21 protein-coding genes and 1 tRNA gene are annotated in these 19,240 nt (G+C 33.9%); 13 read left to right on the top strand and 9 right to left on the bottom strand.

Annotation, left to right across the window (positions count from 1 at the left end):
* The first annotated feature begins 221 nt into the window (after positions 1 to 221).
* The 13 genes from ACFQ0I_RS04960 to ACFQ0I_RS04900 all read left to right on the top strand — a co-directional run bounded on the left by ACFQ0I_RS04960 (position 222) and on the right by ACFQ0I_RS04900 (position 13,160).
* Positions 222 to 965: a YoaK family protein gene (locus tag ACFQ0I_RS04960; RefSeq protein ID WP_379939928.1), complete on the top strand. Its 744-nt coding sequence runs from the start codon at positions 222 to 224 to the stop codon at positions 963 to 965.
* A gap of 354 nt (positions 966 to 1,319) precedes the next feature.
* On the top strand, positions 1,320 to 1,775 hold the full coding sequence (rplM, locus tag ACFQ0I_RS04955) for a 50S ribosomal protein L13 (protein ID WP_379939926.1): 456 nt from the start codon (positions 1,320 to 1,322) through the stop codon (positions 1,773 to 1,775).
* Complete coding sequence (gene rpsI, locus ACFQ0I_RS04950; protein ID WP_379939924.1) at positions 1,775 to 2,161, top strand: 30S ribosomal protein S9; 387 nt, start codon at positions 1,775 to 1,777, stop codon at positions 2,159 to 2,161. The genes rplM and rpsI overlap by 1 nt, the downstream gene beginning before the upstream one ends.
* Before the next feature lie 207 nt (positions 2,162 to 2,368).
* Positions 2,369 to 3,148, top strand: a complete 780-nt coding sequence (gene rpsB / locus ACFQ0I_RS04945) for a 30S ribosomal protein S2 (RefSeq protein WP_379939922.1) — start codon at positions 2,369 to 2,371, stop codon at positions 3,146 to 3,148.
* 84 nt (positions 3,149 to 3,232) lie between these two features.
* The gene (tsf, locus tag ACFQ0I_RS04940) at positions 3,233 to 4,207 is read left to right on the top strand and encodes a translation elongation factor Ts (protein WP_379939920.1); all 975 of its coding nucleotides are present in this window, start codon (positions 3,233 to 3,235) and stop codon (positions 4,205 to 4,207) included.
* Between the two features lie 239 nt (positions 4,208 to 4,446).
* Entirely contained in the window at positions 4,447 to 5,154 is a 708-nt protein-coding gene (gene pyrH, locus ACFQ0I_RS04935) for a UMP kinase (RefSeq protein ID WP_379939918.1), read from the top strand.
* A gap of 48 nt (positions 5,155 to 5,202) precedes the next feature.
* The gene (gene frr / locus ACFQ0I_RS04930) at positions 5,203 to 5,760 is read left to right on the top strand and encodes a ribosome recycling factor (RefSeq protein ID WP_379939916.1); all 558 of its coding nucleotides are present in this window, start codon (positions 5,203 to 5,205) and stop codon (positions 5,758 to 5,760) included.
* A 56-nt stretch (positions 5,761 to 5,816) separates the two neighbouring features.
* Positions 5,817 to 6,128 (top strand): hypothetical protein, encoded by a 312-nt coding sequence (locus tag ACFQ0I_RS04925; protein WP_379939914.1) that lies wholly within the window; start codon positions 5,817 to 5,819, stop codon positions 6,126 to 6,128.
* Positions 6,129 to 6,142: 14 nt separating this feature from the next.
* A complete protein-coding gene (locus tag ACFQ0I_RS04920) occupies positions 6,143 to 7,066 on the top strand; it encodes a hypothetical protein (RefSeq protein ID WP_379939912.1) in 924 nt (307 codons plus the stop codon).
* 47 nt (positions 7,067 to 7,113) lie between these two features.
* Complete coding sequence (locus ACFQ0I_RS04915) at positions 7,114 to 9,513, top strand: efflux RND transporter permease subunit (protein ID WP_379939910.1); 2,400 nt, start codon at positions 7,114 to 7,116, stop codon at positions 9,511 to 9,513.
* 89 nt (positions 9,514 to 9,602) lie between these two features.
* On the top strand, positions 9,603 to 11,036 hold the full coding sequence (asnS, locus tag ACFQ0I_RS04910) for an asparagine--tRNA ligase (protein ID WP_379939908.1): 1,434 nt from the start codon (positions 9,603 to 9,605) through the stop codon (positions 11,034 to 11,036).
* A gap of 58 nt (positions 11,037 to 11,094) precedes the next feature.
* On the top strand, positions 11,095 to 12,555 hold the full coding sequence (rpoN, locus tag ACFQ0I_RS04905) for an RNA polymerase factor sigma-54 (RefSeq protein WP_379939906.1): 1,461 nt from the start codon (positions 11,095 to 11,097) through the stop codon (positions 12,553 to 12,555).
* The gene (locus tag ACFQ0I_RS04900; protein WP_379939904.1) at positions 12,555 to 13,160 is read left to right on the top strand and encodes a hypothetical protein; all 606 of its coding nucleotides are present in this window, start codon (positions 12,555 to 12,557) and stop codon (positions 13,158 to 13,160) included. The genes rpoN and ACFQ0I_RS04900 overlap by 1 nt, the downstream gene beginning before the upstream one ends.
* Here the strand turns inward: ACFQ0I_RS04900 and ACFQ0I_RS04895 are convergent.
* The 9 genes from ACFQ0I_RS04895 to ACFQ0I_RS04855 form a co-directional block, all read right to left on the bottom strand.
* Positions 13,155 to 13,844, bottom strand: a complete 690-nt coding sequence (locus tag ACFQ0I_RS04895; protein ID WP_379939902.1) for a porin family protein — start codon at positions 13,842 to 13,844, stop codon at positions 13,155 to 13,157. The genes ACFQ0I_RS04900 and ACFQ0I_RS04895 overlap by 6 nt on opposite strands.
* Positions 13,845 to 13,974: 130 nt before the next feature.
* Entirely contained in the window at positions 13,975 to 14,451 is a 477-nt protein-coding gene (locus ACFQ0I_RS04890) for an ExbD/TolR family protein (protein WP_379939900.1), read from the bottom strand.
* 20 nt (positions 14,452 to 14,471) lie between these two features.
* Entirely contained in the window at positions 14,472 to 15,059 is a 588-nt protein-coding gene (locus ACFQ0I_RS04885) for an ExbD/TolR family protein (protein WP_379939898.1), read from the bottom strand.
* A gap of 2 nt (positions 15,060 to 15,061) precedes the next feature.
* Entirely contained in the window at positions 15,062 to 15,481 is a 420-nt protein-coding gene (locus tag ACFQ0I_RS04880; RefSeq protein ID WP_379939896.1) for a hypothetical protein, read from the bottom strand.
* A gap of 18 nt (positions 15,482 to 15,499) precedes the next feature.
* The gene (locus ACFQ0I_RS04875; protein WP_379939894.1) at positions 15,500 to 16,270 is read right to left on the bottom strand and encodes a MotA/TolQ/ExbB proton channel family protein; all 771 of its coding nucleotides are present in this window, start codon (positions 16,268 to 16,270) and stop codon (positions 15,500 to 15,502) included.
* 78 nt (positions 16,271 to 16,348) lie between these two features.
* Positions 16,349 to 16,436, bottom strand: a tRNA-Ser gene (locus ACFQ0I_RS04870).
* 77 nt (positions 16,437 to 16,513) lie between these two features.
* A complete protein-coding gene (locus ACFQ0I_RS04865; RefSeq protein WP_379939892.1) occupies positions 16,514 to 17,542 on the bottom strand; it encodes an asparaginase in 1,029 nt (342 codons plus the stop codon).
* 25 nt (positions 17,543 to 17,567) lie between these two features.
* A complete protein-coding gene (locus tag ACFQ0I_RS04860; protein WP_379939890.1) occupies positions 17,568 to 18,335 on the bottom strand; it encodes a TatD family hydrolase in 768 nt (255 codons plus the stop codon).
* A gap of 167 nt (positions 18,336 to 18,502) precedes the next feature.
* Positions 18,503 to 19,237, bottom strand: coding sequence for a tetratricopeptide repeat protein (locus ACFQ0I_RS04855; RefSeq protein WP_379939888.1), 735 nt, complete (start codon positions 19,235 to 19,237; stop codon positions 18,503 to 18,505).
* Positions 19,238 to 19,240 lie beyond the last annotated feature (3 nt).

Raw genomic sequence — 19,240 nt, 5'->3', positions numbered from 1 at the left:
GGTATATAAATTAACAGCGTAAATTCAATTTTAACCTGTAGCCATATTTCAGGACAAGACAAACGCGTTCAGAGCCCGATGAAATTATTGAAGCCTTGAAAAAAATATCTTAAGTCTTTTAAAACTTTATACTTCCCTGCCAGCCGGTGGGGTCGGTTTTATTTACTAAATTAGTTGCTTGTAATTTCAGCGAATTGTAAACCCCAAGATATGCCAATAAAATGTTTAGACATCAAGGTAAAAGCAGGACTTTAAAACACAATCTGCGCATTGCCACCGTGCTTTCTTTTGTGGCAGGTATAGTAAATGTTACCGGGTTTTTATCTTTTAAACAACTTACTACAAACGTAACGGGTCATTTTGCTCTATTTATTAATGATGTGGCTAATTTCGAATTTTGGAAAGGCACAATTTACTTTTTATATATTTTTTCATTTTTATTCGGCTCATTTTTTTCCAGCTTGCTTATTGAGAAATATAACGAAAGTAAACAACTCAACATTTTTACACTTCCAACAATAATTGAAGCTATAATTTTAATAGCCATCGCGCTTGTAAGCAATTTTATTGCAATACAATCGCCCAACCTTATTGTTTGCTTACTACTATTTGCCATGGGATTACAAAACTCGTTTGTAACAAAAATTTCGAATGCCGTAGTTAGAACCACCCATTTAACGGGTCTGTTTACAGATTTAGGCATAGATATTTCTCAATTATTCTTCCCCAAGCTCCATAAACACAGAGACAAGTTAATCGCCAACATTAAGTTACGTATTAATATTATTTCATTCTTTTTTGCAGGTGGACTAATTGGTGGATTTTTATATTCTAAAATTGATTTAAAATTAAACACGCTAATTTTTGCCGCTGTATTTTTATTATCTAGTTTGTTCTACGACGATTTTAGATATCGGGTAATCACAGCAAAAAGAAAATATAAGCACCGACAAAAAGCGGCTTAACAGGGCAAATAACATAACCAAAAGCCCCTATTTAATTTACTTTACCTATAATAGTGTTAGTTTTTTCTTTCTAAAAAACAGGAATATTGCCGATTTCTTGATTAAAACTATCAAAAAACAACCCCGATTATATTATTAAAAAAAACGATTCCTTTAAGAATCGTTTTTTAAGAGCATTAAAGCTGGTTTTTGATGCTTAATGCATACAATCCCCTTCAATTTTAAAGACTCTAATTTTCAACACATTCGCTTCAAATTAAAATTTCCTGTTTACTGTTTGGTAATCAAACAGATTATCGTACATTTGCAAACTCTTTTTGAGAGAGGAATGTTTAATAAAAAATAATTAATAACGTGGACACATTAAGCTACAAAACCGTTTCAGCCAATAAAGCTACTGCAGATAAGCAGTGGGTTTTAGTTGACGCTGAAGGTCAATCTTTGGGTCGTTTAGCTTCAAAAGTTGCAAAACTTTTAAGAGGTAAACACAAACCTAGCTTCACACCACATGTTGATTGTGGCGATAACGTAATTGTTATCAACTCAGAAAAAATCAACTTAACCGGAAACAAGTGGAACGATAAAACGTACATCCGTCACACAGGGTATCCAGGTGGTCAAAGAAGTTTAACTGCTACCGAATTGTTTGGAAAAGATCCAGCAAGAGTAGTTGAAAAATCAGTAAAAGGAATGTTACCTAAAAACAAATTAGGTGCAGATTTATTCCGTAATTTAAACGTTGTTGTTGGTTCAGAGCACGCACATGCTGCACAAAAACCAAAAGCAATTAACCTAAACGAATTCAAATAATGGACGTAATTCACAAAATTGGCCGTAGAAAAACGGCTGTTGCTCGTGTGTATGTTGCCCCAGGAACTGGGAACATCACGATTAATAAAAAAGACATAGCTGCTTACTTTACAACTGCAACTTTACAGTACAAAGTAAAGCAACCTTTGGTTATGACTAACAATGATAGCAACTTTGATATTACAGTAAACGTATTAGGTGGTGGTATCACTGGTCAAGCAGAAGCTGTTCGTTTAGCTATCTCTCGCGCAATGTGCGAATTAGATGCAGAAAACAGACTTACTCTTAAACCAGAAGGTTTATTAACAAGAGATCCAAGAATGGTAGAGCGTAAAAAATTCGGTCAGAAAAAAGCGCGTAAGAAATTCCAGTTCTCTAAACGTTAATATTATTCTCGAAATTTGTTTTTTCTTATGTCATGCTGAGCGCAGTCGAAGCATCTTATGAAAACAAATTTTAAACAAAAAAAATTAACTCAGTTATTGTTGTCCTAGTTCTAAAAAACAGGATTTAGTTTAGCATCTAAATGAAGCCTAAAGCCAAAAAAGCCCAAAGGAACATTGCTAATTCAACAGAACGTAAACTATTACAAAATGGCAGTAGAAGTAAAAGAATTACTTGAAGCAGGTGTACATTTCGGTCACCTTACACGTAAGTGGGATCCAAACATGGCTCCTTACGTATATATGGAGCGTAACGGCATCCATATTATTAACCTTTACAAAACAGCAGCTAAAATTGAAGAAGCTGGAGCAGCACTTGCTAAAATTGCAGCTTCTGGTCGTAAAATTTTATTTGTTGCTACAAAAAAACAAGCAAAAGATATTGTTGCTGAAAAAGCAGGAACTATTAACATGCCTTACATCACAGAAAGATGGCCAGGTGGTATGTTAACCAACTTTGTTACTATTAGAAAAGCTGTTAAGAAAATGGCTATGATTGATAGAATGAAAAAAGATGGTACTTTCCAAACTTTATCTAAAAAAGAACGTCTACAAGTAGATCGTTTAAGAGCGAAGTTAGAAAAAAACTTAGGTTCTATTGTAGACATGACACGTTTACCAGGTGCATTATTTGTAGTTGATATTAAACGTGAGCACATCGCTATTAAAGAAGCTCAAAAATTAAACATTCCAATCTTTGCAATGGTAGATACCAACTCAGATCCACGTCAAGTTGATTATGTTATCCCTGCGAATGATGACGCTTCTAAATCTATCGACAAAGTATTGTCTCATGTAACAGCATCTATCGCTGAAGGTTTAGCAGATAGAAAAGCAGACAAAGACACAGACCAAGATGATGACGACGTTGTAGTTGCACCAACAAAAAAACGTGCTTCTAAAGCGATTGTTACCGACGAGGAAGAATAATTAACAATTTCACAATACAAACAAGTCGTTTAATTATTTTCTTTACAGGAATATTTGAGCGACTTTTTTAAATTTAAAAAATATATGGAATCTACAGTAAAAATTACAGCAGCAGATGTTAACAAGCTAAGACAAGCTACTGGTGCAGGAATGATGGATTGTAAAAAAGCGTTGGTTGAAGCTGGTGGCGATTTCGACAAAGCTATCGACGTTTTACGTAAAAAAGGACAAAAAGTGGCTGCTAACAGAGCAGACCGCGAATCTTCTGAAGGTGCTGCCATTGCAAAAGTAAACGCCGATAATACGGTTGGTGTTGCAATTGTATTAGGTTGCGAAACAGACTTTGTTGGTAAAAACGAAAACTTTATTGCTTTAGCTAACGAATTTGCCGATTTAGCATTTAACTATAACACAAAAGAAGAACTTTTAGCTGCCGATTTTGGTGGTATTACGGTTGCCGAAAAATTAATCGAGCAAACTGGTGTTATTGGTGAAAAATTAGATATCACTGCTTTTGAAAAATTAGAAGCCCCTTACGTAGGAAGCTATGTTCACATTAATAAAATTGCAGCTTTAGTAGGATTATCTGCTAACGTAAAAAATGCTGAAACTTTAGCAAAAGATGTAGCAATGCAAGTTGCTTCAATGGGAGCTACTACATTATCTTACAAAGATTTTGACCCTGCATTCATCGCATCAGAATTAGAAGCTAGAATCGCTGTAATTGAAAAAGACAACGAAGAATTAGCACGTTTAGGTAAAACACTTAAAAATGTTCCTCAATACATTTCTATGGCGCAATTAACGCCAGAAGTATTAGCAAGAGCTGAAGAAGCTGCAAAAGCAGAACTTAAAGCTGAAGGTAAACCAGAACAAATCTGGGACAGAATTTTACCAGGAAAATTAGAGCGTTTTATTTCAGATAACACAACTTTAGACCAAGAACAATGTTTATTGGATCAAAACTTTATTAAAGACGACAAAATTAACGTTGCAAAATACGTTAAGTCTTACGGTGATGTTGCTGTTACAGGTTTTAAACGTGTTGCATTAGGATAATAAATTTCTGTAAAAAGAAATCCTTATAAAATAAGCCACTACTCTAGTATAGATGTAGTGGTTTTTTTGTTATGATATTTTTTGATAATTAGTACCTCGGTAAACAGCAAAAAATTATGTAGTTTTGCACAACCTTTGTAAACTAACAAATGAAACATCCATCTCTAAATTTTTCTCATACATAGAAATGCTTATTTGGATGTAACATCTGACCATTAAAAAACAATTAACATCGACAGATGAAATATAAAAGAATACTCTTAAAATTATCGGGTGAAGCCTTAATGGGAAATCGCCAATATGGTATCGATCCAGAACGCTTATCTGAATACGCTCAAGATATTAAAGCCATCACAGATTTAGGCGTGCAAGTAGCCATTGTTATTGGCGGTGGTAACATTTTTAGAGGTGTTGCAGGCGCAAGTAATGGTATGGACCGTGTACAAGGCGACCACATGGGTATGTTGGCAACCGTAATAAACGGATTAGCATTGCAAAGTGCTTTAGAAGATGCCGGATTACCAACCCGTTTACAATCGGCCGTACATATCAACCAAGTAGCAGAACCTTTTATTAGACGTAAAGCGATGCGCCATTTAGAAAAGGGACGCGTTGTAATTTTTGGTGGAGGTACTGGAAACCCTTATTTTACTACAGATTCTGCAGCCGTTTTACGTGCTATTGAAATTGAAGCCGACGTTATTTTAAAAGGAACGCGTGTAGATGGTATTTACAACGTAGATCCAGAAAAAGACGCCAAAGCTATTAAATTTAACTTTATTTCTTTTGATGATGTATTGCGCAAAGGATTAAAAGTTATGGATACAACAGCCTTTACATTAAGTCAGGAAAACCAACTTCCAATCATAGTTTTCGATATGAATAAAAAAGGAAATTTACTGAAAGTTGTTTCTGGAGAAAATGTTGGAACCGAAGTAAACATCTAAACTCTGGCTTAATTTTTGAATAAGTGATTGACAAAAAAGTTTAATACAATGAACGAAGACATACAATTTATATTAGACACCGCTAAAGAAGCAATGGATAGTGCTATTAAGCATTTAGAAAAGCAATTTGTTAACATTCGTGCAGGAAAAGCGAGTCCTGCCATGTTAGGAAGCGTTATGGTAGAGTACTACGGTTCTCAAACACCATTAAGTCAAGTAGCAAATGTGAATACCCCAGATGGTAGAACTATTACCGTACAACCATGGGAAAAGAAAATGTTACAGGAAATTGAACGCGGAATCATGATTGCTAATTTAGGTTTTAACCCAATGAATAATGGTGAAACCATCATTATTAATGTACCTGCATTAACCGAAGAGCGCAGACGCGAATTGGCAAAACAAGCAAAAGCCGAAGCCGAAGACGCTAAAATTGGTGTAAGATCTGCCAGAAAAGAAGCGAATAACGATATTAAAAAATTAGACGACGCCTCTGAAGATCAAAAAAAGAATGCCGAAACAGACGTACAACAATTAACGGATAAATACGTTAAAAAGATTGATGACCTTTTCGAAGTAAAAGAAAAGGAAATTATGACGGTATAAGTATTAAAGCGACTAAAGGTCGCTTTTTTTTAATAAAGTTACTTTGTATTGTGTGCATGTATAAACGTTATATTATTTTTTTAATTATTCTTCATGCCACTATTGTAAAGGCTCAATCTTCTATTGAGGTTTCTTCAGATCCCGTACAAGATTCCATAAAAACAAAAGAATTTGTTAAACAACTTGGTAACGGGTTTTTAACAACCAAGTACTTTAATTTCGATTTAAGGTATTTAATAAAATACAACCAATACGAAGGAATAAGAACTGGTATTGGCGGGATTACAACGATGCCTTTTCTAAAAAATTTCGAATTAACAGTTATGGCGTTTATGGTTTTAGAGATCGTCGGTATAAATATAGCGTAGGCGGAAGCTATCTGGTGGCCGAAAAAAGCAATACCTGGGTGAGCGTGTCGTATACAGACGATCTACAAGAAACAGGAAGCACCAAATTTTTAACAGACAAACGGTTTTTTCAATTTTTTGAACCACGCTTGTTGAACATTGATTTATTTCATAAAATAATTTCAAAATCCATAGCAGTAGAACACAGGATATCAGAAAGTGTATCTACACAATCTGAGTTTGCAGTAAGCGCTATTCAGCCCACCTATAACTACAGCTATGTTTCAGATGAAGGCATACTTAATGCATTCGATTTAAGCACCGCTAAATTTGCTGTGCAATATAATCCTCTAATGGATTCAGAATCAAACAAAAGTGAATTTCCAATTATTACGCTTCAGTATACCAAAAGCTTTACCGATGTTTTTAAAAGTGATTTAAGCTTTTCAAAAATAGACTTCCGAACCATTCATCAAATTTCACATAAAAATAAAAACATTTCCGAAATAACTTTGGTTGGTGGCGTTGCTAGTGGCGATATCCCATTAACGCATTTATACCACGCCTACCCGAATAACATAACTAAAGAAACCATTATGCAACGGTTTTCGGTGGCTGGTATTAACAGCTTTGAAACCATGTTTTTTAACGAGTTTTTCTCCGATAAATTCACAACCTTTCAGTTAAAACATTTTATAAAACCATTTCATTTCACCGAGCGCTTTAAACCGCAACTTGTTTTAATTACGCGTTACGCTTTAGGCGATGTTAACCATACCGAAAAACACCAAAATGTTACTTTTGGATCTTTAGAAAAAGGGTATACCGAATCTGGGTTCGAAATAAATAAATTGGTCTTTGGCTTCGGATTAAGCTTTACATACCGCTATGGCGCCTATCATTTACCCGAATTTGGTGATAATGTTGCCTTTAAATTTACATTTAACTTGACTTTATGAGGTAATACCCTTGTTTTTTCTACCTTTGCCCAACTTTTATTTAAGCCATGTTAAAACTTTTTACAAAAGATTTTTGGGACGTTATCGCAAGGTTAATTTTGCGAAATAAAATAGGTATCCTTATAACCATTGTCCTTATCACATTTTTATTTAGTACGCAATGGGGAAACATGCGCTTTACGCATACCGAAGCTAATCTTTTACCCGACGACCACGAAGTAAATATTGAATACAACAACTTTTTAAAGAAGTTTGGCGAAGAAGGCAATTTAATTGTAATTGGTGTTAAAGACAGCAGTTTATTAACCGTAAAAAAACTAAATGCCTGGAATAAACTTTCAGACAAATTTAAAACATATAAAGAAGTAGAAACCGTTATTTCGGTTAAAGATCTTCAGAAATTGGTTAAAGACAACGCTAACCAAAAATTTACACTAGAACCTTTTATTAAAGATTCTATTTCATCTTTAAAACAAATAGATATTCTTGAAGATGAACTTTTTAATAAATACCCATTTTATGATAATTTCTTGTTCAATAAAGAAACTAAAACAATTCGAACAATTATTTATCTTAAAAAAGACATTGTTAACACTTCTGTAAGGAAAGATTTTGTAATTGACAATCTAATACCAACCATTCAAAACTTTGAAGAGGTCAACAATTTAGATGTTCATATATCTGGTATGCCCTATATAAGAACGCTAAACGCCAAATTAATTGTAGATGAAATTGTCTGGTTTGTACTCGCTGCGTTATTAGTAACCTCTTTAATTTTCTTTTTCTTTTTCAGGTCTTTCAGAGCTACACTTATTTCGCTTGTAGTAGTTTGTATTGGAGTAATGTGGACGCTGGGTATTCTTGGTGCTTTAAACTACGAAATAACCGTTTTAACGGCCCTTATTCCGCCGTTAATCATTGTAATAGGTATACCTAACTGTATCTTTTTAATAAATAAATACCAGCGCGAAGTAAAATTACATGGTAATAAAGTAAAATCGTTACAACGTGTTATTACCAAAATTGGGAATGCCACTTTAATGACCAATGTTACGACAGCATCTGGTTTTGCAACCTTTATTTTAACCGAAAGCACGCTTTTAAAAGAGTTCGGTATTGTGGCGTCGTTAAGCATTTTGGCCATATTTATTCTTTGTTTACTTATTATTCCAATTATTTACAGCTTTATGCCTTATCCGAAAGACAGACATTTAGAGCATTTAAATAAGCGTTGGATTGGTGGCTTTGTAACATGGATAGAGCGCATGGTAAAACACGAACGTATTGCCATTTATACGACGGCTTTGGTGTTATTAATTGCCAGCATCATCGGTATTTATCAAATAAAAATTTCGGGTAGTTTAATAGAAGACATGCCGAAGAAAACAGAGTTTTTTGAAGACATACGTTTCTTTGAACAAGAATTTAATGGCATTATGCCTTTAGAGTTTATGATTGACACGCACCGTAAACAAGGCGTGATGAAACTTTCTACTTTAAAGCGTATGGACGAGTTGCAGCAGTTAATTAATGAAACTCCCGAATTATCTAAACCTATTTCTGTAGTCGATTTAGTTAAATACTCCAAACAGGCCTACTATAACGGAAATACCAATTTTTATCAGTTACCCACTTCTCAGGAAAACAGCTTTATTTTATCGTACGCAAAAAATTCTACTTCAAATGTAGATTTGCTTAAAAATTTTGTGGATAGTACTGGGCAATATGCGCGTATTACCACTTTTATGAAAGACATTGGAACCGATCGAATGGAACGCATAGAAGAAAATATTCTTGAAAAAGTTGATAAATTATTCCCGAAAGACCGCTATACCGTAACGATGACCGGAAAAGCGATTGTGTTTCAAAAAGGAACCACCTATTTGGTTAAAAACCTTGTTATTTCCTTATCGCTGGCTATTTTTCTAATTGCACTATTTATGGCTTATATGTTTAGGTCTGGAAGAATGATAATTATTTCGTTGATACCAAACTTAATTCCGCTATTGGTCACAGCAGGATTAATGGGCTATTTAGGGGTTCCTATTAAACCTTCAACCATATTGGTGTTTAGTATTGCGTTTGGTATTTCGGTTGATGACACCATTCACTTTTTGGCCAAATACAGGCAAGAACTGCTCGCAAATAACTGGAAAATTAAAGTCTCTGTTTATGGGGCGTTACGCGAAACCGGCGTTAGTATGTTTTATACCTCCATCGTGTTATTTTTCGGCTTTTCTGTATTTACAATTTCTAGTTTTGGAGGCACCGTGGCCTTGGGCGCCTTAGTATCAATTACGCTCTTATTCGCTATGCTATCAAACCTTTTATTGTTGCCTTCGTTACTATTATCTTTAGAACGAAGTATTGCTAATAAAGAAGTCTTAAAGGAGCCTGCTATCAATATTATTCCGGAAGATGATGAATCAGACGAATTAATCTTATAATTAATTCCAGATTATATCAATTTTTAGAATTTGGTTTTTGATTTTTCAGCACTGAAACCTTTATCTTTACATTTTAAAAATTGATTTAAATGAAGACACGTACTGTTTCAGATTTATTATCACAAGACATTGTGATGCCCGAAGTAGAAATAAAAGGATGGGTTAGAACCTTTAGAGCAAATAGATTTATCGCTTTAAATGATGGCTCAACATTAAATAATATACAATGTGTAGTAGACTTTGAAAATTTTGAAGAAGCGCTACTAAAACGCATCACAACAGGCGCTGCCATTCATGTTAAAGGATTACTTGTAGAAAGTCAGGGTAAAGGTCAGAAAGTTGAAATTCAAGTTCAACAATTAAAAGTTTTAGGCGATTCAGACCCAGAAACGTATCCTATTCAGCCTAAAAAACATTCGTTTGAATTTTTACGCGAAAATGCCCATTTAAGAACGCGCACCAATACTTTTAGCGCCGTAATGCGCTTACGTTCTGCGCTATCTTTTGCTATTCATAAATATTTTAATGATAACGGTTTTTATTACGTCCACACCCCAATTATTACGGGTAGCGATGCGGAAGGTGCTGGCGAAATGTTTAGAGTAACTAGCTTAGATGCTAAAAACCCACCCTTAAACAAAGAAGGCGAAGTAGATTATTCTAAAGATTTCTTCGGAAAAGAAACCAATTTAACCGTGTCTGGTCAGTTAGAAGCCGAAACCTATGCCATGTCTTTAGGTAAAGTCTATACTTTCGGACCAACATTTAGGGCAGAAAATTCGAATACATCGCGTCACTTAGCAGAATTCTGGATGATTGAACCAGAAGTTGCCTTTATGGATCTAGCAGGAAACATGGATTTAGCCGAAGATTTTATGAAATATGTTTTAAAATATATTCTTAAAAATAATCGCGAAGATTTAGAGTTTTTAGACGCCAGATTACAAGATGAAGATAAAACGAAGCCTCAAAACGAACGAAGCGACATGAGTTTAATTGAAAAATTAAACTTTGTAACCGATAATAATTTTAAACGTGTTAGTTACACCGAAGCCATAGAAATATTGCGCGATTGTACACCTAACAAGAAAAAGAAATTTAAATATATTATAAACGAATGGGGAACCGATTTACAAAGTGAACACGAACGTTTCTTAGTAGAAAAGCATTTTAAATGCCCGGTTATTTTATTTGATTATCCTGCAAACATTAAGGCGTTTTATATGCGCTTAAACGACGACGGTAAAACGGTTCGCGCTATGGATATCCTATTTCCAGGTATTGGCGAAATAGTTGGTGGAGCCCAACGTGAAGAACGTTTAGAGGTATTAAAGAAAAAAATGGCAGCCATTAACATTCCTGAAGAAGAGCTTTGGTGGTATCTAGACTTACGTAAATTTGGCACCGCCGTACATGCAGGATTTGGCCTAGGATTCGAGCGTTTGGTTATGTTTGCCACCGGAATGAGTAATATTAGAGATGTTATTCCGTTTCCAAGAACACCACAAAACGCAGAATTTTAAAAAACATTAGTATCTTGGTAACAAATTAGTAAACTCATTCTTTACTATTAATCAATTTATGTTAAAACAACATTTACAATTTAAATTATCGCAAAAACTGTCGCCGCAGCAAATTCAATTAATGAAATTGATTCAGTTGCCAACGCAAGCTTTTGAACAGCGTTTAAAACAAGAATTAGAAGAAAATCCAGCACTCGAATCTGGAAATGAAGCCATGGAAAATGACTTCGATTCTGATTTTGATAATACAGACGACCAATATGAAGATAGCGAGACGATAGGTAACGACGAGATTAATGTAGATGAATATTTAAGTGACGACGAAATTCCAGATTATCGTACACAAGCCAATAACTATAGTAGCGACGATGAAGAAAAAACGATGCCTTATGCTGCCGGAACATCGTTCACACAACATTTAATCAACCAATTAAACACCTATAGGTTAGACGAAGAAGAATACGAAATTGCTGAATTCCTGGTAGGTAGCGTCGATGAAAGTGGCTATATAAGAAGAACGCTAGCAGATATTATGGACGATCTCGCATTTACACAAAGCGTCTATACCACCGAAGAAAAAATTGCAAAAGTTCTAAAAATAGTACATCAATTAGATCCAGCAGGGGTTGGAGCGAGAGATTTACAAGAGTGTTTAAGCATTCAATTACACAGAAAAGAAAAAACACCAGACGTAGAATTAGCTATCGATATTATTGATAATGCTTTTGAACAATTCACTAAAAAGCATTACGATAAACTACTTCAAAAGTTTGATATCTCAGAAATTCAGTTAAAAGATGCCATTCGCGAAATTGAACATTTAAATCCGAAACCAGGTGGTTCCTATTCTGGAAACAATAGAATTGTAGAACATGTTGTGCCAGATTTCGCCATTAAAATTGTAGATGGTGAACTCGAACTAACACTAAACGGACGTAACGCTCCCGAGTTACATGTATCGCGCGAATACAATAACATGCTTAAAGGCTATAAGGAATCGAAAGACAAATCGAAGTCGCAAAAAGATGCCGTTATTTTTATAAAACAGAAATTAGATGCCGCAAAATGGTTTATAGAAGCCATAAAACAGCGTCAACAAACTCTGTTTATCACTATGAGTGCTATTATGAAATACCAGGAAGACTATTTTTTAACTGGTGATGAACGCAACTTAAAACCCATGATTCTCAAAGATATTGCCGATGAAATTTCTATGGATGTTTCAACAGTATCTAGAGTTGCTAACAGCAAATATGTTGATACGCCTTACGGAACAAAATTAATTAAAGATTTCTTTTCAGAGTCGATGAAAAACGATCAAGGTGAAGATGTTTCTACCCGAGAAATTAAAAAAATTCTGGAAACCGTCATAGAGGAAGAAGAAAAAAGAAAACCTCTAACCGATGAAACATTAGCTAAAATTTTAAAAGAAAAAGGATATCCTATTGCCCGACGCACCGTTGCTAAATACCGAGAGCAGTTAGATATTCCAGTGGCTCGATTACGCAAAAAAATATAATGGATCGCATTTTAAAGAGTATCTCGTTTATTTTTCATCCATTAATCATGCCTTTACTAGGGGTGTTATTTTATTTTTCAAAGTCACCGAGATTTATCCCCTACGATATTATTCAGGCCAAAATAATTTCAATATTTATTCTAACCATAATTTTGCCTGTTTTACTTTTCTTTTTACTCAAAACTCTGGGTAAGGCCAACTCAATTTATTTAGAAAACACGCAAGAGCGCATATATCCATTAATTTTAAACTGCGTAGTTATTTTAATTGTACTACAACGTATTTTATCACCGTCGCAACTCATTGAACTCTATTATTTTTTTGTTGGCATTCTTATTTCAAGCATGACCTGTTTAATACTTGCCATATTTAATTTTAAGGCAAGCATTCATATGATTTCTGTTTCGGGAGTTTTTATGTTTTTTATTAACCTAAGTATTCATTTTAGCATTAATATTATGGGAACATTAGCGCTAATGAGTATTTTAACGGGAGCGATTGCAACGTCAAGACTACACATGAAAGCACATAGCTATAAAGAACTCATTTTTGGTGTGTTAATAGGATTGATTCCGCAATTACTGCTCGTTCGGTATTGGTTATAGAATATAAAACATCAATCCTACTTTTATAGCATTCATGTTAATAACCTCGCCATCTAATACAGCATTATCAGAAAATATAGGATTTAAACCATAATAAAAATAGATATTCCAGGTATTGTAACCAGCACTTAAGGTCAGTCCATATTCAACCTTATTAAAATCATCAATATTTGTTAATTTATAGGCTCCAGAATCCCCGTTAAACTTTGAAGCATTAAGTATGTTATACCCTATTTTAAAACCCGTATAAATGCGCCAAAACTTAAATTCGGTTGGCGTAGATGTTCTCCATCTAAATTCGATTGGCAATTCTAATAAATGACTAGCAAATCTGTTTTTTGAGTAAGTATCGCCATCCAAAATGGCATAACTATAACTACCATCGCCTAGCTCCTGAACCTGCATATTTTGATTATATGAATTCATAGAATATCCCAACCCGATTCCTATGGCCACATTTCTTTTTTCATTTATAGGCATATCTTTAATAAACCCAAAATGAATTCCTGAAGAAAAACCACTTTGCGATAAATCGCTTGGTTTGTTCCCTAATAAATTATAGGTTACTCCTATATAAAATTGATCTTCTTTGTATAAAGAGTCGACTATTTTAGCACTCTCTTCTTGCGAAAAAGCCCATTGAACACTCAGTAAAACAATAACTATTTTTAAATATAATTTCATTTTTAAGTAGTCTAATTGTTATGCGCGATAAACAGCTTACAATGATAAATAAAAATTACATGTAATTAAGAATTAAAAAGGGCGTTTTGAAAAACAAAACGCCCTTTTTATAAAATTAAGAATAATAAAACTAATCTCTTCCAAATACACTACCTTTTTTAACAGTGTAATTGATCTTTAAAGCATTTTGCTTTCGTAATTCTTGTTTAATATCTCCTATTAATCCCATATTAGCATTTTTATCTACTTTTAAAGCAGTTGTTAAAAATGGTATTAATTCTTCTCTTTTCGATGCGCGCTCTGCAGCTATAAATGCCGCAATATCCTTAACATCAGCAAATTTATCATTTAACTGAATTCTAGCTTCAGTACCATACTTTCTGTAATTTGCACTTGGTTTTCCTGCATAAATATACATTACCAAATCTTTTTTATCAAGCTTCTCAACTTGATCTGCAAACGGCAAATTATTTTCAATCATTAAAGTGTTTTGTCTCATTACAGTCGCAACCATAAAAAAGAATAATAACATAAAAACGATATCTGGTAACGACGCTGTAGATATAGCTGGCATCTCGCCTCCTGGTTTCTTATTAAATTTAGCCATATTAATGTGTTAAATTTTAATTATTGTACTTCTGAAAGTTTTTGAGGATACTCTATTTTTATTTTTTCAAGTTGCTCCTTTAACTTTTCTTTATTTCCTGGCCAATTTACATCGTTAAGATTCGCTTCCATTTCTGAGAACGATTTTCCGTACAGACCTTGTGCTCTAATATCTCTTAATACGTTGTAAGCTGCCACCAATTCATTTTGTACAGCTATATACATGTTATAAGATGTTTCACGTTCGTTTTTCAATGATATAACAGCCTTGTCTGGATTGTCGGAAGAACTCGGATCTCTTTTTCCTTTACAATATGTACAAGTACCATCTCCACCATTATCTAAAAACTGTATGGCTGCCTTTCTTAAATCTTTTAATTCCATTAATTCATCTTCAACAAGTAACTGATCTTTACCATTTAATAACACAGTAAAAATATTTTTTTGCTTGATGATAACGTCTTGCTGAGACTCTTCAATAGGAGGTAGTTTACGGTTAATTCCCGAATCTGTTTCTATCGTAGTCGTAACCAAGAAGAATATTAAGAGTAAGAAAGCAATGTCGGCCATGGAGCCTGCATTTACTTCTGGTGCTGCTCTTTTTGCCATAATTATTTATTTAATAGTTTTTTTGCGCTTGATAAAAAGGTTGCAACTATTGCAGTTACAATAAGAAAATAAAACGCATATAATCCCGCTCCAACATTTTTAGATATCGCTTCAGTAATGCCTAATCCTTTTTCATTTAATTTATCTAGATTTAAATCGGTTCCAGACGACATTAAATAAGAAACTAGAATTACCGCTAAGAATAATCCAACAGTGGTTAAGGTTTTTTTAATGTTACCAGCAAATAAGCCTTTAACAACGTATATAACTATAAGTGCAATTACTATAAAAAGCACAACATAAGTAACATATAAAATATTGTCAATCATACCTTCTGACCCTGTTATTATCAGCAACGCGAAAATCGTTCCAATAATACCAAGAGCATAAGCTACATACTTTAGTATTTTATGTAAATTCATGATTTATTTTTTTAATTATTACTTTTTGTTTCTGATTAAAAGATCCATTAACGTGATAGAAGCATCTTCCATATCATTAACGATACTATCAATCTTAGCAATAATATAGTTGTAAAATACTTGAAGGATCATTGCCACAACAAGACCAAATACGGTTGTTAAAAGTGCCACTTTAATACCTCCAGCAACAAGTGATGGTTGCATATCTCCAGCAGCTTCAATTTTATCGAATGCTTGAATCATCCCGATTACAGTTCCCATGAACCCTAACATCGGTGCTAAAGCGATAAATAATGAAATCCAAGAAACGTTTTTCTCTAATTGTCCCATTTGAACACCACCGTAAGCTACAACAGCTTTTTCAACAGCGTCTAAACCTTCATCTGTTCTATCTAAACCTTGATAGTAAATTGAAGCAACAGGCCCTTTTGTGTTTCTACAAACTTCTTTAGCAGCATCAACACCACCTGAAGAAAGTGCATCTTCTACTTCTTTAGTTAATTTTTTTGTGTTTGTTGTAGAAAGGTTTAAAAAGATAATTCTTTCAATAGCAATTGCTAAACCAAGAATTAAACATAATAATACGATCCCCATAAATCCAGGACCTCCCTCAATAAACCTCTTTTTTAATTCTTGATGAAACCCAAGTTCTTCTGCTGGTGCAGCAGTATCATCTTGTGTCATACTTGCTACTGTTGTTGTCGTAACAGTGTTTGTGTTTGCATTTGCATTAACAGTTCCAAATACCATCATTCCTGTAATGGCAAGGATAGAAAATAATCTTTTCATGTTCTAAATCTTAATTTTATTAGTTAATTAAAGTGTTAAAGATATAAAAAAAATACAACATAAAAATAAAAATTACAGCAGAGAGGAAGGGATTCGAACCCTCGATACCCTTTTGAGGTATACACACTTTCCAGGCGTGCGCCTTCGACCACTCGGCCACCTCTCTTTATTTTTAATTGCACTATTTTATGGGGGCTCAAATAACGAAAAAATCTTCGAATGCTAAAATTTTAAAGGTTAATTTTATGACATTTCACCTCGAATTGCGAATTCATATTTGTCTTTGAATACTTCGAACGGCACATTTTGCCCCAATAAATACATTAATTTACTTATTGCCGCCTCTGTTGTGATATCTTTTCCTGAAATAACCCCCATGGTTTTCAGCTGGTTACTGGTTTCATAATGTCCCATCATAACACTTCCTCCCGAGCATTGTGTGACATTAATAATACGAATACCTCTATCAATAGTTTCTTGTAAAAGATTAATAAACCAAGGCGCATTAGTGCAATTTCCTGCACCATAAGTCTCCAAAATCACCGCTTTTAGGCTTGAAGTACTTAAAATAGCCTTTAAAAATGTGGACGAAATACCAGGAAATAGTTTGATGAGCGCAATATTCGTGTCTAAATGCTTATGAACTTTAAATGGTTTTGTTAGGTCTGGCTTCCATAAATAGTCATAATTAATTTTTAAATGAACACCCGATTCTGCCAGTTCCGGGTAATTTAAGGACGCAAACGCTTTAAAATTTTCTGCATTTATTTTTGTGGTTCTGTTGGCACGATACAATTTATATTCAAAATACAAACAAACTTCCTGAACCAATGGCTTACCATATTCATGTAATGACGCCATTTGAACTGCCGTAATTAGATTTTCTTTAGCATCGGTACGTAAATCGCCTATTGGTAATTGTGAACCTGTAAAAACAACAGGCTTTTCTAAGTTTTCAAGCATAAAACTTAATGCCGACGCTGTATAACTCATCGTGTCGCTTCCATGTAAAACAACAAATCCGTCGAATGCTTTATAGTTTGATTCGATTATTTCGGCAATTTGAACCCAATATTCCGGATTCATATTACTTGAATCGATAGGTTCTTTAAAAGAGATGGTTTCAATCTTACAATCTAATAACTGCAGTTCTGGAATCTTATCTAAAAGGTTCTTAAAATCGAAGGCTCGAAGGACTCCTGTTTTAAAATCCTTTATCATACCGATGGTGCCACCAGTATATATTAATAATATGTTTGGTTTTGAATTCATTTTTTAAGTTCCCCAATTTATTACACTATATTCCAAAAACATCTTTAGAGTTTTTAGTTGTAATGTTTGCAATTTCTTCTAAAGATACGCCATATATAGCTGATAATTTCTCTAACACCTTTAATATATAGACACTTTCATTTCGTTTTCCTCTATAAGGAGCAGGTGCTAAATATGGCGAATCGGTTTCTAAAACAAGGTGATTTAAATCTATTTGATTTAAAAACTGATCGATTTTTCCGTTTTTAAATGTTACAACGCCACCAATTCCCAACTTCATATTATAACCAATAGCTTGGTGTGCTTGTTCCAAGGTGCCCGTGAAACAATGAAAAATTCCGAATAAATCATCACTTTTTTCAGTTTCTAACACTTCAAATATTTCGTTGAATGAATCTCTGCTATGAATTACAATGGGCAACTTATATTTTTTGGCCAATTTAATTTGATGTCTGAAGGCTTCTTGCTGAATACCAAGAGTGGATTTATCCCAATACAAATCGATACCAATTTCGCCTACCGCATAAAACTTTCTTTTGGCAAGCATTTCCTCTACATGTTTTAATTCTTCCTTATAATTATCTTTTACATGTGTTGGATGCAAACCCATCATTAAAAAAATATGATCAGGAAACTCTTTTTCTAGTTGAAGCATGGATTCAGTATAGGTTGAATCGATGGCTGGAATAAAAAATCGTGAAACATTTTGTGCAATAGCGCGCTTTATCATGGCGTCTCTATCGTCGTTAAATTCTTCACTATATAAATGAGTGTGTGTATCGGTAATTATCATCTGGTAAAAATAATGAAGTATTTAAATTTTGACACCGATTTCAAAGATTTTCACCCATGAAAAAAGACCTCAAAGGTGTTAAAAACCTGCGAGGTCTTGATAACTTTTTAATTTATATACTATTATTAAAGTAATTATGGGTCTCGACTGGGCTCAACTGGACAAAATCAATCTAATTTCTTTATAAGCTTTTGTGCTTGTTTATATTCCTCTGCATCTTCAGGTATTGTTTTTAAAATTTCTATGCATTCATCGTATTCTTCTTGCTTTAAATTACTTAAGGCTAAATACCATTTCGCTTTATTTTTATAAACGGACTGTCCTTTACTTAAACTTAGCAATAATTTTTCGGCGGTTTCAAATTTGTTCAATTCCACATTGGCTACGCCTCTATAAAATTGCAATTCTACATTATCTTTATCTAACACCATTAAACTTTTAAAAGCTTCTTCCGCTTTAGCGAAATCTTTAGCGTTAAAGGCGTTTTCGGCCGTATGCAACAAGGCATCTTGTTCGCCTCTAACTGTTAAACTAATGCTATCGTAATTGGCATAATCGCTATAAACAGGTGTAGATAAATTATTAAACAACACTATACTTATTAATAATACCACACTGGCAGCGGCGGCAGATAACCACGGTTTAAATTTAATTGATTTTACGGGAGATTCTTGTTTATCGAAATAGGTTTTAGAAATATTTTTCAAGTTCGTTTGAAATGCTGTTGAAGCTGCTTCATTCTCAAATTTATTTTCTAAAAAAGAAGTCAGTTCTTTATAAGTGTTGAAGCTTTCTTTAAACTTTGGATCGGTTTCTATACGCGTTTCAAAAGCAATGGTTTCTTCTTTTGAAAGTTCTCCTAACAAGTAATTTTCGAATAGTATGTAATCTTGATCGTCCATGAC

Source organism: Mariniflexile aquimaris (assembly GCF_042676825.1).
Lineage (GTDB): Bacteria > Bacteroidota > Bacteroidia > Flavobacteriales > Flavobacteriaceae > Mariniflexile > Mariniflexile aquimaris.
The sequence above is the reverse complement of the archived record's forward strand: the minus strand, read 5'-3'. Positions and strand labels throughout refer to the sequence as shown.